General features: G+C 39.7%; 16 protein-coding genes. 4 read left to right on the top strand and 12 right to left on the bottom strand.

The window, feature by feature from the left end:
* The 6 genes from MWG72_RS14680 to cadR all read right to left on the bottom strand — a co-directional run.
* Positions 1–520 (bottom strand): cation diffusion facilitator family transporter (locus MWG72_RS14680; RefSeq protein ID WP_247144358.1); only part of this gene is annotated, 520 nt, incomplete at its 3' end.
* Positions 521–605: 85 nt separating this feature from the next.
* Positions 606–3,764 (bottom strand): efflux RND transporter permease subunit, encoded by a 3,159-nt coding sequence (locus tag MWG72_RS14675; RefSeq protein WP_016165560.1) that lies wholly within the window; start codon positions 3,762–3,764, stop codon positions 606–608.
* The gene (locus MWG72_RS14670; RefSeq protein ID WP_016165561.1) at positions 3,754–4,989 is read right to left on the bottom strand and encodes an efflux RND transporter periplasmic adaptor subunit; all 1,236 of its coding nucleotides are present in this window, start codon (positions 4,987–4,989) and stop codon (positions 3,754–3,756) included. Before MWG72_RS14670 ends, MWG72_RS14675 begins: the two co-directional genes overlap by 11 nt.
* A 1-nt stretch (position 4,990) precedes the next feature.
* Positions 4,991–6,358: a TolC family protein gene (locus MWG72_RS14665; protein ID WP_004781067.1), complete on the bottom strand. Its 1,368-nt coding sequence runs from the start codon at positions 6,356–6,358 to the stop codon at positions 4,991–4,993.
* A gap of 49 nt (positions 6,359–6,407) precedes the next feature.
* Entirely contained in the window at positions 6,408–6,818 is a 411-nt protein-coding gene (locus tag MWG72_RS14660) for a hypothetical protein (RefSeq protein ID WP_005180699.1), read from the bottom strand.
* A gap of 142 nt (positions 6,819–6,960) precedes the next feature.
* On the bottom strand, positions 6,961–7,353 hold the full coding sequence (gene cadR, locus MWG72_RS14655) for a Cd(II)/Pb(II)-responsive transcriptional regulator (protein ID WP_004281856.1): 393 nt from the start codon (positions 7,351–7,353) through the stop codon (positions 6,961–6,963).
* 90 nt (positions 7,354–7,443) lie between these two features.
* Between cadR and MWG72_RS14650 the strand changes: the two genes are divergently transcribed.
* The 3 genes from MWG72_RS14650 to feoB are packed head-to-tail and all read left to right on the top strand — an operon-like array spanning position 7,444 to position 10,815.
* Positions 7,444–8,724, top strand: a complete 1,281-nt coding sequence (locus MWG72_RS14650; protein ID WP_005105969.1) for a cation efflux transmembrane domain-containing protein — start codon at positions 7,444–7,446, stop codon at positions 8,722–8,724.
* An 11-nt stretch (positions 8,725–8,735) separates the two neighbouring features.
* Entirely contained in the window at positions 8,736–8,996 is a 261-nt protein-coding gene (locus MWG72_RS14645) for a FeoA family protein (RefSeq protein ID WP_004665962.1), read from the top strand.
* On the top strand, positions 8,986–10,815 hold the full coding sequence (feoB, locus tag MWG72_RS14640) for a ferrous iron transporter B (RefSeq protein ID WP_247144357.1): 1,830 nt from the start codon (positions 8,986–8,988) through the stop codon (positions 10,813–10,815). Before MWG72_RS14645 ends, feoB begins: the two co-directional genes overlap by 11 nt.
* A 327-nt stretch (positions 10,816–11,142) precedes the next feature.
* On the opposite strand, the gene MWG72_RS14635 is transcribed toward feoB, so the two are convergent.
* The 6 genes from MWG72_RS14635 to arsC form a co-directional block, all read right to left on the bottom strand.
* Positions 11,143–12,231, bottom strand: a complete 1,089-nt coding sequence (locus tag MWG72_RS14635; RefSeq protein ID WP_026444402.1) for an ArsO family NAD(P)H-dependent flavin-containing monooxygenase — start codon at positions 12,229–12,231, stop codon at positions 11,143–11,145.
* A 167-nt stretch (positions 12,232–12,398) separates the two neighbouring features.
* On the bottom strand, positions 12,399–13,103 hold the full coding sequence (arsH, locus tag MWG72_RS14630) for an arsenical resistance protein ArsH (RefSeq protein ID WP_004644739.1): 705 nt from the start codon (positions 13,101–13,103) through the stop codon (positions 12,399–12,401).
* A 4-nt stretch (positions 13,104–13,107) separates the two neighbouring features.
* A complete protein-coding gene (gene arsB / locus MWG72_RS14625) occupies positions 13,108–14,148 on the bottom strand; it encodes an ACR3 family arsenite efflux transporter (protein ID WP_004644740.1) in 1,041 nt (346 codons plus the stop codon).
* 5 nt (positions 14,149–14,153) lie between these two features.
* Positions 14,154–14,627 (bottom strand): arsenate reductase ArsC, encoded by a 474-nt coding sequence (locus MWG72_RS14620; protein WP_004781073.1) that lies wholly within the window; start codon positions 14,625–14,627, stop codon positions 14,154–14,156.
* A gap of 4 nt (positions 14,628–14,631) precedes the next feature.
* The gene (locus MWG72_RS14615) at positions 14,632–14,955 is read right to left on the bottom strand and encodes a metalloregulator ArsR/SmtB family transcription factor (RefSeq protein WP_004644742.1); all 324 of its coding nucleotides are present in this window, start codon (positions 14,953–14,955) and stop codon (positions 14,632–14,634) included.
* 44 nt (positions 14,956–14,999) lie between these two features.
* Positions 15,000–15,428, bottom strand: coding sequence for an arsenate reductase (glutaredoxin) (gene arsC / locus MWG72_RS14610; RefSeq protein WP_004733243.1), 429 nt, complete (start codon positions 15,426–15,428; stop codon positions 15,000–15,002).
* Positions 15,429–15,743: 315 nt separating this feature from the next.
* Between arsC and MWG72_RS14605 the strand changes: the two genes are divergently transcribed.
* Entirely contained in the window at positions 15,744–16,310 is a 567-nt protein-coding gene (locus MWG72_RS14605) for a recombinase family protein (RefSeq protein ID WP_000678311.1), read from the top strand.
* Positions 16,311–16,511: the final 201 nt, after the last annotated feature.

Here is a 16,511-nt window from a genome sequence, read left to right as displayed (position 1 = left end):
TGGTTATTTGCAACAGTGCCCCTATCGATCCCAGTGCATCACTAAGAACTTCTAAATATGCGCCTTTCACATTTAGACTTTCTTGAGCACTCGCAGAAAGGATTTTCATTGAAATCAAATTTATGACCAAACCAATGACTGCGACAATCATCATTCCAACACTTTGAATTTCAGCAGGATGCGTAAAGCGTTGGTAAGCTTCATAGACAATATATATCGCCACCACAAAAAGCATCACTGCATTAAACAGAGCCGCTAAAATTTCGAATCGCTGATAGCCAAAAGTTCTTTTATCATCTGCGGCTTTTTTACCAATTTTGATAGCAGCAAGAGCAATAGCTAATGCGGCTACATCAGTAAACATGTGAGCGGCATCAGACAGTAATGCTAAACTTTGGGTAATAAAAGCAGCGACAACTTCTACTATTAAGAAAGTAGTCGTTAAACCCAAAGCAAACATTAATTTCTTACTATTTCCTTCAGTAACAACCGCATGGCTATGATCATGATGTTCTGACATAAAATTTTCCTTATTTAATCCATGATTAGCAGAGATATTTGAGACAGACCCAATATCTCTGCTAAAAGTTGCTTAATCTAATGGATTAAGAAGCTTTCTTTTCATTCATCCACCGGTACAGTACGGGCAATAAAACCAATGTAAGCAGGGTAGAGGAGATAATTCCTCCAATAACCACTGTTGCTAAAGGTCTCTGTACTTCTGCCCCAGTTCCGGTTGCCAAAGCCATCGGGACAAACCCAAGGGACGCCACACAAGCGGTCATCAGCACAGGTCTAAGACGCAAAATTGCACCCTGCCACGTTGCATAATAAAGGTCATATTGTTGTCGCAACTCTTTGATAAAGGTAAGCATGACTAAGCCATTCAGTACAGCCACCCCCGATAGTGCAATGAAGCCAACCCCTGCTGACATGGATAATGGAATGTCACGCAACCACAACGCGATTAAGCCTCCACATAAGGCAAACGGTACACCACTAAAGACCAGTAAGCTTTCTTTGATATTATGGAATACAGCCATCAATAAAATAAAGATCGTCAACAATGCGAGCGGAACCACCAATTGCATACGTGCTTTTGCAGACATCAGATTTTGAAATTGACCGCCATAATCTATCCAATAACCGCTTGGTAATTCTTGTTTGGATAACGTGCTCTGAAGCTCTGTTACGAATGAGCCTAAATCACGTCCTTCTACATTTGCAGTAATAACCACTCGACGTTTACCATTTTCACGGCTGACCTGATTAATACCCAGGATATTTTCAACGCGTGCCACATCTTGCAGTTGGACTAAACCACCATTCGGCAATTGAATAGGAAGTACCGCTAACTGTTCAGGACTACGCTGGGATTCATCTAGACGGATGACAAAATCAAAACGCTTGTCTCCCTGTAAAATTGTTCCAACATTCTGGCCACCGACACTTGTAGCTACCAGATCCTGAATTGCTCTTACCGACAAGCCATATTGTGCAGCTCTGGACTTATCCACCTCTACATTCAACAAGGGTAAGCCACTGGTCTGCTCTACATTAACGGCTGTCGCGCCTGAAATTGAGTTAATTTTTTGAGAAATTTTATTCGCTTCGCGATTTAGAATCTCCATGTCATCACCAAATAATTTGACACCCACATCACTTCGCACCCCTGAAATTAACTCGTTAAAGCGCAGTTCAATGGGTTGCGAGAACTCACTGTTATTTCCCGGCAATGTCGCTAAGAAAGTAATCATTCTTTGGCGAAGCTCATCAATCGTTTGTTTTGGATCAGGCCATTCATCATGAGGTTTTAACAGTACCACGCCATCTGAAATGTTGGGTGGCATAACATCTGTGGCCACTTCTGCTGTACCGGTACGGGCAAAGATCGCTTTAATTTCAGGAAATTCTTTCAACAGTAACTTTTCAGTATTTTCCTGCATTCTCAGTGACTGTTCTAACCCTGTACTTGGGGAACGCATTTGCTGAACAGCAAAATCACCTTCACCCAGTTGAGGTGCAAACTCGCTACCTGTTTGAGTGGCTAGCACGCCCGTAAGCACTAAAATACAGGCAGCCACAATAGTCACAAATAAACGAAGCTCATAGGCTTTATCTAAAAGCAGTTCATATTTGGTTTTAAGCCAATGCATCCAGCGACTTTCGGTTTCCTTGACTTCTCCAGTGACAAATAGGGCAACTGCGGCTGGCACAAAAGTGACAGATAAAATCATGGCCCCAATTAAAGCCAGTACAACAGTCATTGCCATAGGATGGAAAAGTTTGGCTTCTACACCCGTCAGGGTAAAGATAGGTAGATAAACCACCAAAATAATTAACTGTCCAAAAATCAGAGGACGACGCGCCTGTTTTGCAGCCAAGAAGACTTCTTTAAATCTTTCAGAACGGCTAAGTAAACCACCTTTCAGCTTCTGAGCTTCTGCTAGCCGACGGATACAGTTTTCTACAATAACCACTGCACCATCAATAATAATACCGAAGTCCAGTGCCCCTAAACTCATCAGATTTGCACTAATCTTCTGCTCTGCCATTCCCGTCAAGGTAAACAGCATTGACAGTGGAATAACGCAAGCCGTGATCAGCGCAGCACGGAAATTACCTAGAAAGAGAAATAAAATAACAATGACGAGGATTGCACCCTCAATCAAATTTTTCTGAACGGTTTTGATCGCCCGATCAACCAAATGCGTACGGTCATACACAGTCTCAATCACCACACCTTTAGGTAGCGATTGCTGGATCGATTGCACCTTTTCATCAATGGCTTGAGCAACGGTACGGCTATTTTCTCCCATCATCATCATGGCAATACCCAATACAGTTTCTTCACCATTATAGGTTGCAGCCCCTGTTCTTAAGTCATGACCAATTGAGACATTGGCGACATCTGCCACCCGAATCGGATAGCCGTTTTTATTGGCAATACTGATGTTCTGGATATCTTCAATCGTGTTTAAAGTGCCGGGAACACGAACCGTTAGCTGTTGTCCATTTTTCTCAATATAGCCAGCACCACGGTTTTCATTATTCTCTGTTAAGGCAGTTTGTAAATCAGACAAAGGAATTTGCAATTGTTGCAATCGGTTCAGATCAGGGGCAACCACATAGGTTTTATTAAAGCCACCGATACTGTTGATCTCAGCAACGCCTTTTACGCGCTGTAATTGCGGTCTTACAATCCAATCCTGAATTTCACGTAAATCCATCGCCGAATAAGGGGTTCCATCCGGCTTTTTAGCATTTGGTTCGGCTTTAATCACCCATTGATAGATTTCACCTAAACCTGTCGAAATAGGCGACATGTTAGGTTGCACATCTTCAGGCATTTCTCCCATTGCTTCTTGCAAGCGCTGGTTGATAAGCTGTCTGGCCCAGTAAATATCCGTGCCATCTTCAAAAATGATGGTCACTTGCGATAAGCCGTAGCGTGAAATCGAACGGGTTTGTTCCATTTTCGGCATGCCTGACATGGCATTCTCAATGGGATAGGTAATCCGCTGTTCCATTTCCAAAGCCGTAAAGCCATTGGCTGAAGTGTTAATCTGCACCTGAGTATTGGTAATATCCGGTACAGCATCAATCGGTAACTTTTGATAACTATAAATACCAATAGCAATCCAGGCTGCAATAAACAGCATAATCCAAATGGCGTTATGGATAGAAAACTGGATCAGCCGATCAAACAGCCCTTCAGGTTTTACCGATTCGTGGTCTGGAATGTGAGGGCTTTTAGTGCTCATGTGAAGCCTCTCCTTTTTCCATCTCAGATTTCAGTAAGAAACTGCCTTGAGCTGCATATTTTTGTCCCTGATTAAGCCCATTTACCACTTCAATCCACTGGCTATCCCCAGACGATTGACCTAATTTCACCGGTTGCGGACTGAATTCAACTTTCTGTCCATGCTGAGTGGCGACAAAAACCACATCTTTTCCATCGACATTCTGAACTGCGGACTTAAGTACCCGTAATGCGGTACTTTCACTGCGTTGTTGCAACTGTACGTTTACCATCAAGTTTGGACGTAATTCGGTTGCATTCGATTCAACTTTTGCTCGCACCTGAAGACGGCCTGTTTGAATATCCGCTTCAGTATTTAAAGTCTGAATAACAGCCTGATAGACCTTTTCCGTTTGCAAGGATTTAAATTCGATCTTTTGATTCGGGGCTAAGCCCATAATTTCAGAATTTGGAACAATAAACTCAAGCCAGAGTTGATCTAACCGGTCTATCGTAAAGAGTTGATCGGCTAACTGAACATTTTCCCCGAGAACCAAATCCTTTTTACTGATCACGCCAGAAATGGGAGCTTTCAAAATATAGCGTCCGTTACTGGCATTCACTGCACCAAATGCACTTAAACGTGATTGGGCCGCTTGAACCTGAATTTGTGCCCGTTTATAGCTGTTATAAGCACGTTGATAGTCCTGTTTTGCTGAAATGCCCTGTGACCAAAGCTGACGCTCACGATCATAGTCTTGTTTCGCCAGTTCAAGGTTGGTTTGTTCAATTTTAAGATTGGCCTGCTGATCAACTAGATCTGGAACAAGCAACGCAGCCAAAGGCTGTCCTTTCTGAACTTTTTGACCGAGTTCTACATAGACATTTTCTACATGACCACTAAAACTCGGTGAGACGTGCGCTTGCTGGTCAGTATTCACATTCAGTTTGGCAGGATAAGAACTTAATTTAACCACCGGGCCTTGATCGACCGCTGATAATTGTATGCCCTGTTCCACCAGTTGCTTGGCAGTCAGGCTCACACCTTCTGCATGCTCTTCGGTTTCACCACCATGTTCTTCTCCCCCTTCTTCCTCGGCATGTTCATCTGATGTTTCAGATTTATTCTTACCCGTTAAGATCAAGAAAATACTGAGGAGTACGGTAGCGCCGATGACCAAACTAATCAGTAGGGGTTGAGAGATTTTTCCGCTCTGTTTTTTTAAGCTGTTTTTAAGATCGAACATGTTAATTTCCCCCACCAATGACAGGCATGGCCTGTATGTCTTGCCATAAATTTTGATTGATTTGTGCAATAGCATCTTTCGACATGACTTCACTTGGGCTAATGCCTAAGCTTAAACTTTCTGCTTCGATGGCCTTTTGCCAGCCCTCCCGTAACAACTGGACTTTACGTAGACGGATGTCTTGTAATTGAAGCGTGGCTTGCTGAACATCGGTTAAAGCAAACTTTCCTGCCAGAAAACCTTGTAAAGTTTTACTTTGAACTTGAGTCGCCAAAGGAATTTGAGTCTCGTCAACGACTTTGAATTGAAGCTCTAAACCCTGCAACTCGGTTAAGATCGTGCCTATTTGCAGCGCATTTTGCTTTAGATAAAAGTCTTTCTGACGCTCTAATAAGTTCATTTTTTCTTGCGCGATTTTTATGCCATTTTGCTGACGATCGAAAATATTGAGCGGTACACTGACTCCAACCACCAGTTGATTTTGTGTTGAGTTATCCAAGGATTGGGTGCGGTTAACGCCCAGGTTTAAAGTAGGATTGGGACGTGACTTTGCTTTCAGCTGATCAACCGTTGCTTGAGACTCTAACACCTGTAAAATCCGATATTTCTCAATGTAGTTATCCGCTAAATATTCTTGAACCTGCCCATGAGTCGATTTTGGCCAAAGCTTTTGCGAAGAGAGGTTTACCTTCAATGACTTATCAGAGGTTCCCCATAAATTTGATAATTGTTGGGTTGCCACTTGTACCTGTAAGTCGGCCTGTCTAAAAAGACGGATATTTTCAGCATGACTTAAACGTGCGCGATTCACATCTACTTGCGCGATACTGCCTGCATTAAAGCGCTTTTCGATTGCTTGAAGGTTTTCTTCGCTCACCCGAAGTTGTTCATTGACAATGTTTTTTTCAAGTTCGGCAATGGCCAGTTGCGACCATACATATTTCACTGCAAGCTCAATTTGTGCTTGATAAATCTTCTGTTTCAGCGCTGTTTTATCTATTGAGAGACTGGCTAATTTTTGGTTTGCTCTTCGCTCACCAAAAATATCCAACGGTTGTGATATACCGATGGCAAGCTCTTTTTCATTATTTGAACCAAAGCCCGTTTGTTCAACTGACAATTCAGGATTTTTAAACAGCTTACTTTGCTGAAGATTCGTGGCATTAATACTATTTTGCGTTTCCCAGAAATTTTGGGACGCTTGATATTGGTTAACCTGCTCAATAGCTTGCTGCAGCGTTAAATCTTGAGTACTGGCGACTACGGAAGTACTGAAGCTGATCATTGCAGATAGCAAGATACCGCTACCTAAGGCTGACCAGGATAAATTCAGGATGGAGGTATCCTGATGTAATTTGTTTTTTGACATGAAAATGCCCCACGCATAATGAAATTAGGAGTGGTGGGCTTTTATAAGACTACCCCACCAATAGTAGGGGCAAATCGGGAGGCGGGGTTAATTGATTCAGATAAGGGGGTTTATAAAAAGTTATTCCCAAATAAGTTGGGGTAATGCCGGTCTCAAAATTAGCTTTAAGCTTCAGATCATCGGGTGGGTCAATCTGAATCACGATTGTATTTGAGAAATGACTGCACTTTTCGTTAAAACAAACCTTCTGACAATAGTCATAGATTTCTTTATAGTTTTCTAGGGAATAAAGTGCTTGACGAGGACTATCACTCTTTTCGTCTAAATCGATTGGATTAGAGAGTATTGAATTGGGTATGTTTGGCATTTCATGCAGACAAGCAGCCTCTGCCACACTCCAAATATTCTGGAATGTGAATAAGAGTACCAATATCTGGATTAGAAATGTTTTTCTCTTCATACACAAATCTGTATTTAAAACACCAATCGGAAGCTAACCAAAGCTATCTAAGATCTGATCACAAAATTTAAGTCACCTTAATCTTTTTGCAGCCTTAAGTAAAGATATACAGAGTTTTTGAAAAAAGCATAGGTCTAGATAATCAAGCTAGATTTTTTAGAACTCCACATTGGTCAATTGTACATAAACCATCACAAGTACCTCTTAAATCAGATAATTGTTCAATAAGCTTTTGTTGCTTGATTATATTTTCTCTGATAGCACTGACATGTAAGTCAATTAATTCATTCACATCTGAACAATTTTTCTTGGGATTATCTTTATAGGTGAGTAATTGACGAATTTCATTCAAACTCATATTTAAAGTTCGGCAATTCAAAATAAACTTAATTCGCTCAACATAGCCTATATCGTAAAGGCGGTAATTTCCTTCCGTTCTTTCGGGTTCCGGAATTAAACCTTCCTTTTCATAAAACCTAATTGTTAATACTGAACATGAGGTTTTTTTAGAGAGTTCACCAATTTTTAAATGCATTGAGTTGGTATTTCCAAAAAATCTTGACTCTATAGTAACTATAGGGATTCTAATATTCAAAGTTTATAAATTTTTTTAATGGGTATAATTATGAGTGGTTGTGGATGTAGTAAAGAAACACCATGCAAAGATAAGAAATCTCAACAAGAAAATCATCCATCAATTGCAGAAGCAAACAATTCAAAGAATTGTAATAATACGCTTAGCTGTTGTGGTGAAGAGGAAGAAGAAAAATCTTCATCTCCTTGCTGTAACACTTCAAACAGTTGTGAAGATACCGCTCAATCCTGTTGTGGTTCTGATCCCAAAGAAAATTTAAGCACTGAAGACGTTTTAAAAAATTCGCACTACATGAGTGAATACTTAGTTCCCAAAATGGATTGTTCTGCGGAAGAACAGATGGTTCGTATGGCGCTATCTTCAATTGATGGTGTTCAAAAACTCATCTTTGATTTACCTAACCGGTCTTTAAAGGTTCTACATAATCAAAAAGATGAAAATATAACTACCAAACTTGAAGCTTTGGGTTTTGGTGCAAAGCTTGTGAAGACTGAAACTTATATAAGCAATCAACAGGCTAAGCAAACAAGTACCTATACCATTCCTAAAATGGATTGCTCTGCTGAAGAGCAAATGGTCCGTATGGCTCTTGCAGATATTGAAGCAGTTAAAGGTCTTACTTTTGATCTTCCCAATCGAAAACTGAAAGTCTTCCATAATGAAGGGAGTCAGCAAATTACGGCCAAACTTGAAGGACTGGGTTTTGGGGCGAAACTTGATGAAACACAGCTTTCTTCAGGCGATATACCTAATGAACCTGATCCTGTGAGACAAGCTAAAGTACTTAAACTGTTATTAGGCATTAATGCTCTACTTTTCTTTATAGAATTCATCAGCGGAATTATTGCTGCGTCTACAGGATTGATTGCTGATTCTCTAGATATGTTTGCCGATGCAGCCGTTTATGGTATTGCGCTATATGCCGTCGGAAAAGCTGCGAAATATCAAGTGAAAGCAGCCCATTTCGCAGGTTGGATTCAGTTATTACTTGCTGTCATCGTGATTATTGATGTCATTAGACGATTCATGTTTGGAAGCGAGCCAGAATCAACGCTCATGATTGTTATTGGCCTGCTCGCACTTATAGCTAACGTGACATGCTTATATCTTATTTCTGGTCATCGAGAAGATGGCGCACATATGAAAGCCAGTTGGATTTTCTCGGCGAATGACGTTGTCGTAAATATGGGCGTTATATTTGCCGGTGTACTCGTGGCGTGGACGGGATCAGCTTACCCAGACTTAATCATTGGCATCCTGGTTTCTTTATTCGTGCTTAATGGTGCTCGAAAGATTTTGGCTTTGAAGTAAGAGTATCGAAAATGAATCTATTTCAAGTTAAACAAAATCAGATCGTCAAAATTAGAGATCTCAAAAAAGGTAATCAATACAGTCATACCACTGATCCCGTATTGGAACGGCTCCAACTATTAGGTTTTAGAGAGGGTGAAACTCTACAAGTACTCGCTAAAGGTGTTTTTGGCGGAGATCCTGTTTTAGTTCAAATTGAAACTTCAAGATTCGCATTAAGAAAGAATGAAGCTGAAAGAATTTTTGTAGAGTTAGTATCCAATGAAGATTAAGAACATTGCATTAGTCGGTAATCCAAATTGCGGAAAAACCTCTTTATTTAATACGCTTACTGGTACGCGACAAAAAGTTGCCAACTATGCTGGGGTTACCGTAGAAAGAAAAGAAGGTTCTTTTAAATTACCTTCTGGTGATGCAATACGAGTATTGGACTTACCCGGAACTTACAGTTTAAAACCTAGTAGTTTAGATGAAGAAGTCACCAGGGCAGTTTGTTTGGGCGAGCTAAAAGGTGAAATTCTACCCGATATTTTTATATGCGTTGTAGATGCCACAAATTTAAGCTTACATTTGAGCTTGGTTCTCGAAGTTCGTGCTCTAAATCGCCCTATGATTCTTGTATTAAATATGATGGATGAGGTCAAAAAGCGTGGTATTTCCATTGATAAGGATAAACTGTCTCAACTGTTAGGTATCCCTGTAGTTGAAGCTGTCGCAGTTAAAACAAAAGGAATTCAAGATTTAATTAATCAATTAGATCAAAAAAATCTTTTTATTACTCCTTATCATTCTGAATTAAGTCATTTTGAACAGGTCAAACAAATCACCAAACAAGTTATTTTAAATAATGACAGTGGTGATAAAAGAACCGCATTTCTAGATAAAATTTTTCTACATCCTGTATTGGGTTTAGTAATCTTAACTTTAACCATGTTTGTGATGTTCCAGGCGGTATTTATATGGGCAACGCCTTTTATTGAATTCATTGAAAATTTTGTCGCATGGCTCAGTGATTTTATTGGACCACTAATCCAACATCCTCTATTAAAAAGCTTGGTTGTGGATGGGGTAATTGCTGGCACAGGTAGCGTGCTTGCATATATGCCTCAGATTTTGATTTTATTCTTCTTCATTTTAATGCTTGAAGAGTCAGGCTATTTACCCCGAGCAGCATTTCTTTTAGATAAATTAATGTCTAAAGCCGGGCTTAGCGGCCGTTCATTTATTCCTCTGCTATCCAGTTTTGCTTGTGCGATTCCCGGAATTATGGCAACCAGAAGTATCAGCTCTGAACGGGACCGATTAGCAACAATTATGATTGCACCCTTGATGACCTGTTCAGCAAGATTGCCAGTATATGCTTTATTGATCGCGGCATTTATTCCGAACCAATTAATCTACGGCTGGTTAAGTCTGCAAGGATTAGTCCTTTTTGGTCTTTATATGTCGGGAATAGTCTCAGCGTTATTAGTTTCAGTGTTTCTGAAATTGGTTCGAAAAGATAAAACTGAAAGTATTTTTATTTTTGAACTTCCCACATACCGAATTCCAGATATTAGAAATATTGCATTAGGCTTATATGATAGGGCAACTATTTTCTTAAAACGAGTTGGTGGCATTATCGTCGCACTGTCTATCTTGTTATGGGTGCTAGTCACGTTCCCTCAACCACCAGATAATGCAAGCATGCCGGCCATTAACTATAGTTTAGCTGGTCAGTTAGGACATTTAATTCATCCTATATTTGCGCCTATTGGGTTTACATGGGAAATATGTATTGCACTCATTCCTGCTATGGCAGCAAGGGAAGTTGTAATTGCTGCTCTTGGGGTGATTTATGCGATGTCAGGTGATGAAGATACAGTAACTCAAAGTCTGTTAAGTCAAATTTCAGGCCCGGATGGATGGGGGTTAGCCACAGGTTTATCATTATTGGTATGGTTTATTTTTGCTCCCCATTGTCTTGCTACGTTAGCAACAATTAGACGAGAAACTGGCAGCTGGAAACAGCCCATCATTATGGCAACTTATTTGTTTGCATTAGCCTACATCTTTTCATTCATCACATATCAAGTTGCGAGTAATTTTTAATTAGCAAATGAATAAAATAAGGGAGCTAGCTCCCTTATTTTATTGAAATACTCACTATAAATGAAGCGCTTTTACAAGAAAAACTGTATAGATATCAATAATATTAAACAGCTTCCTAAGAAAACTTCTAATTTAATTATAAATTATGAAAGAGTTCCCTCTTTTTAGTGCAATTCATGAAATTAGGTTTAAATATCAAAAATTATGGCTTAATGAAGAGCATGATCTTGTAGACACTTTTAGTGAAATAATAATCAAAATATTGGAATGCTCCCAGTAGCCTAGACACAAAACCGATTCTAAAATTCTTATACTCGATATGAATAATTATTCTGAAAATTTTTTAGTATTAATTTCTTGTAGATAAGTGAAGATCTCATCTACTGTAGCTCTCGCTGTTCTAGAAACGCCAATTAATGTTGCAGATGCCATACCTGTCCAATCTCCATATCCAACTAACCACAAGTTAGGTAACTTAATAGACCTTCCATTTTGAACTTCTACAAAGTTATCTCGCTCTACTATATCTATACTTTTTAGATGATTTAATGAAGCCTTAAATCCAGTACACCAAATAATCACATCAATTTTCTCTTTTTTTCCATCTGGCCAAATAACTGCATCTGTAGCTAAAGATTGAAAAGGTGGACGGCTATGTAAGACTCCTCTATTCCTTGCCTCTTTGACACTATCGATCATCACAATATCACCTAGGCCACCTATTGGCTGGTCAACTTTTCTTCCTTCTTGTTGTACTTTTAAACGCTCAGTTGCTCTTAAAAACAGTACTCGACCATCGACATCATCAGGTAAAAATTGAGGCGGAGTTTTTGTGACCCAAATGGTTTCAGCAACTTGTGAAACCTCAGCGAGTATTTGCGCGCCCGAATTCCCCCCACCCACCACGATGACTTTCTTATCTTTAAATGAATCTGCATTCAGGTAATGGGCTGAATGTAACTGCGTGCCTTGAAAGTTTTCCTGTCCCGGATAATCAGGAATAAACGGCTGGCGCCATGTCCCTGTTGCACTGACCACCACCTTGGCTCGCCAAAACTTTTCTCCAGCATATACGTCTAAATACTTTCCCTTCGATTCCACACGATCGACATGTACTGGACGAACAATCGAAAATTGATATCTCTGTTCATAAGCCGATAAATACTGGATCACCTCATTTCGTGTTGGATAGGTCTGTTCAGTGATGGGCATCATCCAACCGGATAGAGAACTCCAGGTATTAGGAGAAAAAAGACGCAATGACTCCCAGGTATGCAGCCAGGCACCCCCCGCTTGATTTTGCTCATCCAATATAATGAATGGGATTTTCTTGCGCTTTAAAAAATAAGCGGTAGATAAAGCGGCCTGCCCACCACCGATAATGATCACATCAGTTTCAGTCTGTTTCTGGTTCAAAGCCTTCACCTTTTCCTTATTTATCTCTGACTTCTTTAATGTAAAAACCCAATCATGAAGACTGGGTTTTTACAATATTCATTGTACCTTTAACAGCACTTCATCGGTACAGCATAAAAGTGTTACTGACCTGGCAATGAGGCGCAGTATTTAATACCATCCAGCATTTATAAACTGCGCTGATTTACACGCTTGGACAACTCTTCAGCCGATTCCTTGCGTTCAGAATAACGATCTGTCAGGTATTTGCTTTGTCCACGAGTCAGTAGGGTGAACTTAAATAACTCTTCCATCACATCCACAATCCGGTCATAGAAAGCCGAAGGTTTCATTCGTCCATCTTCTTCAAACTCCAAAAAAGCTTTTGGAACTGAAGACTGATTTGGAATGGTGATCATCCGCATCCACCGCCCCAAAATACGCATCTGGTTCAGGCTGTTAAATGACTGTGATCCGCCACTGACTTGCATCAAGGCAAGAGTTTTACCTTGGGTAGCACGGATTGCCCCTCCTGCCAGTGGAATCCAGTCGATTTGAGATTTAAAGATTGAACTCATAGAACCATGGCGTTCAGGTGAACACCAGACCATGCCTTCTGACCATGCTAAAAGCTCATGCAGTTCTTTTACTTTTGGATGCTCAGTATCCGCATCTTCTGGTAAAGGAAGCCCTTTAGGATGAAAGATTTTTATTTCCGCCCCAAAATGCTCAAGGATTCGACCGGCTTCAAGAACTGCAAGGCGACTGTAAGAACGTTCTCGATTAGAGCCATACAGCAGCAAAATTCGCGGAGGATGAGCAAGTTCTTTGGCTTGAACTTTTTCAAAGGTGGGTTGCTCAAGAAGATTTAGATCTACATTTGGGAGATTCATAGAGTTAGGCCTCTTTAAAAACTTTCTTTCTCAGCCAGAGTGAAACACTCACCAAGGCAATCAACACAGGAACTTCGACCAGTGGGCCAATAATCGTGGTAAAAGCAACAGGCGAAGCGATACCAAAAGTTGCAATCGCTACTGCAAGTGATAATTCAAAATTATTCCCCGCTGCGGTAAATGCAATTGCTGTGGTCTTAGGATAGTCATTGCCCATCCATTTACTCATAAAGAAGCTGATGAAGAACATTAAAACGAAGTAAATGGTTAAAGGAATCGCGATGCGTAAAACTTCAAGCGGAAGACTCACGACATCACCGCCTTTTAGGCTAAACATGGCCAGAATGGTGAACAGCAAAGCCATTAAACTCAGCGGACTGATTTTCGGAATGAACTTGGTTTCATACCATTCCACGCCTTTCTGTTTCACCAAAATCCATCGCGTTAAGAAACCTAATAAGAACGGAATACCAAGATAAACCAGAACAGCATGGGTGATGGTCCAGAAATCGACATTAATGACCTGCGAAGCGACACCAAAATAGGGTGGAAGGAAGGTCAGGAATAACCAGGCATAGGTACTGAAAAATAGAATCTGGAAGATGCTGTTAAAGGCAACTAATGCTGCAACATATTGATTATCACCACAGGCCAAGCCATTCCACACCAGAACCATGGCAATACATCGAGCAAGACCAATCAGGATGACACCGGTCATATATTCTGGATAACTATGTAAAAATATGATTGCCAGGGCAAACATGAGTACTGGCGCGATCAGCCAGTTTTGTACTAAGGACAAAGTAAGGGTTTTCTTATCCTTAAACACTTGTGGCAAAGTCGCATAGTTCACTTTTGCCAGTGGTGGATACATCATTAGAATAAGACCAATCGCGATTGGAATATTCACTGAATCAATGCTTAATTTATCGAGTGCGACAGAAGCCTGAGGAAAGAAGTTTCCGATGGCAATGCCTAAGGCCATGGCAATAAAAATCCATAGCGTCAGGTTGCGATCTAAAAAAGATAAGCGTTTTTCAGACATTTCACTTACTCAACGTTCGAAATTTGATTAATTGCTGCAATCAATTCTGAGCGAGATAGTTTATCTACATTAAGTTTAAATAAAGCATCTAAGCGACGATTGATATGTTCAACAGTGCTCATAAAGGCTTTCATTTTTTCTTCTTTATTCACGTCTAAGTGTGAAGGATCAGCCAAGCCCCAATGTGCCTTGATTGCTCCACCCAAATAAAGTGGACATGCTTCTTGAGCAGCAGAATCACATACTGTGATCACAACATCAGGTTGATATTGTTCACAATCATTAATCGTTTTACTCCATAAACCTTCGGTAGATAATCCTAAGTTTTCAAGGGTTTCTAAAGTTAGCGGGTGAACTTGACCTGAAGGCTTACTCCCAGCGCTATAGGCTTTCCAACCTTCTGGTGCTCGGCTATTAAACAAAACTTCAGACAAAATGCTACGGCAGCTATTTCCAGTACATAAAAATAAAAATTTCATTGAATTACTCACAATAACTATTTACAGAAAGGGGGTGTTGATCATCCAGCTTTGATTGAGATTGAACCGTCTTCAAAATATCTAAAATTTCATAACACCAGTTGGCCAATTTTGGATTGATACTGTAGTAAACCCATTGGCCTTGTCTGCGATCTTGAAGTAGCCCTGAAGCACGTAAAAGGGCTAAATGTCTTGAAATTTTCGGTTGACTGAGTTGTAGTTTTTCAGTCAAATCACATACACATAGTTCTTTATTTTCAACAATTAATGTCACTATATTGAGACGTGTTTCATCTGATAAGCATTTAAAAAAATTAACTTGATCCATATAAATCTCCTTCACATTCTTTCCATTCAAGAGATGAGAAAGTACTATTTAATTCTTTGGCCATTTTCATCAATAATTTTTTCACCATCTTCTTTGCTAAATGCGCCTTTCTGAGGAAACGGGAGAATATCCAAAACAACTTCAGAAGGACGACACAAACGTGTACCTAAATCCGTAACAACGAATGGGCGGTTAATCAAAATAGGATGTTGAAGCATAAAATTTAAAAGCTGTTCATCAGACCAATCTTCCCGAACAATTTCTAAATCAGAATATGGAGGTACATTTTTACGAATTGCTTCTCTAACACTTAAACCAGCACTACGAATAAGTTCAATTAATTCTGCTTTCGAAGGTGGGGTAATTAGATATTCAATAACGATTGGTTCAATTCCTGCATTTTGAATTAAAGCTAAGGTATTCCTTGATGTACCACACTCAGGATTGTGATAAATCTTTATGGTCGAGAACATTTTGACTAACACTGCTATTAGAAACTCAGATATACTTATATACGTATTTCCACATATATGCAAATACGTATATTGATTTTATTTAAATTACTTAATGTCAATAAATGTATATATATTCTTGCAAATTCTTATGAGTGAGAAAAAACTCGTTATTTAAATATGTAAATTTAGAGTATACCCTAAAGTTACAATCTGAAAGTTCATGAAATTATGTATCATTTAAATGATTTTTAATCATAAGTAACATGTAACTTTAGTGTTAAAGATTTATAATTTACGAAATTGTTCATTTTTATCCAATTGGGGCGTGAAAAAGTGAAAGGCCAAAAAGTAGGGTATGTCCGGGTAAGTTCTGTCGAGCAAAACACTGGACGTCAACTTGAAGGAATTGAGGTCGACCGGATTTTTGTTGACCGTGCTTCAGGTAAAAATACTGACCGACCTAAATTTCAGGAAATGTTGAACTATGTCCGGGAAGGGGACAGGGTGATTGTACATTCAATGGATCGTTTTGCGCGAAGCCTAAAAGATTTGGTCACTGAAGTAGATAAACTGGTCAAACGAGGGATCGCCATCCAGTTTGTAAAAGAAAATATTACTTTTACAGCCGAATCCACCCCGATGGATAATTTGATGCTTCAAATGATGGGTGCTTTTGCACAGTTCGAACGTGAGATCATTTTAGAGCGGCAAAAGGAAGGAATAAAACTCGCCTCTGCTCAGGGGAAATACAAAGGTCGGGTGCATAAACTAAAGCCTGACCAAGCTGAAGCTTTACGACAAGCATGGAAGGAGGGGAAGTATCCATCGAAAATGGCATTAGGGAAAGCTTTTGGGATTAGTCGTCAGGCGGTATACCGATATTTACAAGTTAGTGAATAGCTTATTGGGATTAGCAACTAAATTTAGTTTAACTTATAAAAATCATGAAACACTGTTCGAATTTTAAGCGTGGAACATGAATAATCAATAAAAAGCCGCTCTGGTGCCCTATATTCCAGAACGGCTTGCTTTAATATAATGATATTTAAAGAGAAATATCAAGCATTTCGTATAAGGTGTATTATGTTAATTTTAGGAAAA

The sequence above is a fragment of the Acinetobacter lwoffii genome (assembly GCF_022967985.1).
In the GTDB taxonomy this organism is placed as follows: domain Bacteria; phylum Pseudomonadota; class Gammaproteobacteria; order Pseudomonadales; family Moraxellaceae; genus Acinetobacter.
Note: the sequence above shows the minus strand (reverse complement) of the source record. Positions and strands in the feature narration are given on the sequence as shown.